The following is a 2,278-nucleotide window of genomic DNA, read 5'->3' on the forward strand; positions in this document are numbered from 1 at the left end:
AATTTGGAGCAAATTACAAGTAAAAATTAACAAAACGAAGCGCCAAAAAAAACAAGAGTTGATATAAGTTAGGGAGGTAAGAATGACAAAAGACCATTGTTTTATTATTTATATTTTTATAGTTATATTTTGTTTTTTCTCTCAGCTTTCGGCTCAGGAGCCTCAAAAACTCGCCATAAAATGTGGCAAACTGATCGATGGGGTTGGCAATAAACCGGCCACAAATGCAGTTATTCTGATAGAAGGTGAAAGGATCATCGCAGTTGGCCAGGCCGTAAATATCCCATCCGATGCGACGGTGATTGATCTAAGCGATTTTACCGTCCTCCCCGGCCTTATCGACACGCACAGCCACATTTGTCTGACCCCGGATTATACGGATAAAAATCCGGTCTTGTATAAATCCATTCCCTACCGAACCATTGAGGGTGTTCGCGCCGCAAGGTTAAATCTGGAAGCCGGGTTCACTGCCATGCGCGATGTTGATTCCGAGGGTGCGAATTTTGCCGACGCCGCCATCCGGGACGCCATCAATGCAGGACTAATTCCGGGTCCGCGGCTGCAGGTTTCAACCATGGCGATTTCGATTACGGGCGGGCATATGAATATCGCCGGACTGGCACCGCATATCGAGGTTCCACAGGTTGCTGCAATTGCCGACACACCGGGTGAAAAAATAAAAGAAGTGCGCCGCCAAATTAAATACGGCGCCGATTGGATTAAAATTTACACAACCGGCACGCTCCGGCATATAAATCCTGAAACGCTCGAGCCGCTTTCCCAGATGACCGTCGACGAGATAAAAATGATTGTGGAAGAATGTAACCGCTGGAATGTACCGGTTGCGGCACACGCCTATGGCGGAGAAGGCGCCACCAACGCCATTCTCGGCGGCGTGCGGTCCATTGAACACGGCTTTTTTCTAAATGACGAACAGTTGCAGGAGATGGCAAAGCGCGGCACGTTTTGGTCGCCGACGTTTAGTGTTTACGTTCAGGAGTTTAAAGAACACCCGGATGATCCGCTTCTAAAAAAAATTGTTAAAGCACATGAACTCACCTTTCAAAAAGCCATGAAGCTGGGTGTAAAAATTGCTTTTGGCACTGATGTCGGCGCCTTTGACCACGGCACGAATGCAAGAGAATTTCAGCTCATGGTGGATTACGGCATGACGCCCATGCAGGCCATTAAATCAGCCACCGGTACTGCAGCCGACCTCATGCAGTGGCAAGACCAAATCGGCAGCGTAGAAGCCGGCAAGTTTGCTGATTTGGTCGCTGTGAAAGGCAATCCGCTTGACGATATTGGCCTTTTGCAGAACATTTCTTTTGTGATGAAGGGTGGGGTTGTTGTTAAAAATGAGACTGTGGAGGGTTTAAGTCCAGTTGTGGATAAGTGAAAGTGATTTTACATGCAGGTCTTCCTGCTTGGCAGAAAAGAGACTACTTTGTACCCTTAGTATGTGGCCATTTGGCTGGCAGTCATCACTACCATAGTCGTAGCGTTTGTTCAACCGCGTGGAGGTTTGATTTAATTCATCAGAATAAATTGTGACATCATAATCCTTGTGATTTTGAATCAAGAAGATTAAATTTATGCTCTCGTTAGAGAGGAAGGAGGGACAATGTCGATTTTTCAAGATCGAATGATTCGGGCTGCAAAGTTAGATGTAAACCTGTACGAAGAAGTCGAAGCGGACAAAAACGCCATGCCACAGGCGATGGGGGTGGTTGTTTTATCCAGCGTAGCTGCTGGAATTGCTTCCTTTAGTGTTGCGGGGGTCGGTGGGATTTTAATGGGAACCGTAGCGGCTTTAATCGGCTGGTATGTTTGGGCTTTTATTACTTACATTATTGGCACAAAACTCCTACCCGAGCCTCAAACTTCCGCAGATCACGGCGAGCTTTTGCGCACAATCGGCTTTTCGAGTTCACCGGGTGTGATACGGATATTAGGAATTATTCCCGGGCTTTATTGGCTCGTTTCCATCGTTGCATCAGTTTGGATGTTAGTAGCGATGATTATCGCCGTTCGGCAGGCTCTCGATTACAACAGTACCTTGCGTGCCGTAGGCGTTTGTCTTATCGGATGGGTTATCCAGGCAATCTTTTTGGCACTCATGTTTTCGATTTTTGGCCGGGCTTGATAGTTTGATAAGACTGTTAGCCAGTTTCTGTAGATCATTACGTATTGAGTGGTAGACAGATCCGTAGACTTACTTGTTAGGTTCTTGGTTAATAATGAATGAGTGCAACCATAGCTTAAATAATTTCATGGC

At 46.4% G+C, this 2,278-nt stretch carries 2 protein-coding genes; both read left to right on the forward strand.

Annotation, left to right across the window (positions count from 1 at the left end):
• The first annotated feature begins 82 nt into the window (after nucleotides 1-82).
• Nucleotides 83-1,399 carry an amidohydrolase family protein gene (locus IH879_22525; GenBank protein ID MCH7677704.1) on the forward strand — a complete coding sequence of 439 codons (1,317 nt, stop codon included), beginning with the start codon at nucleotides 83-85 and terminating at the stop codon, nucleotides 1,397-1,399.
• A gap of 225 nt (nucleotides 1,400-1,624) precedes the next feature.
• A complete protein-coding gene (locus IH879_22530; protein MCH7677705.1) occupies nucleotides 1,625-2,146 on the forward strand; it encodes a YIP1 family protein in 522 nt (173 codons plus the stop codon).
• Nucleotides 2,147-2,278 lie beyond the last annotated feature (132 nt).

This window comes from candidate division KSB1 bacterium (assembly GCA_022562085.1).
GTDB lineage: Bacteria > Zhuqueibacterota > Zhuqueibacteria > Oceanimicrobiales > Oceanimicrobiaceae > Oceanimicrobium.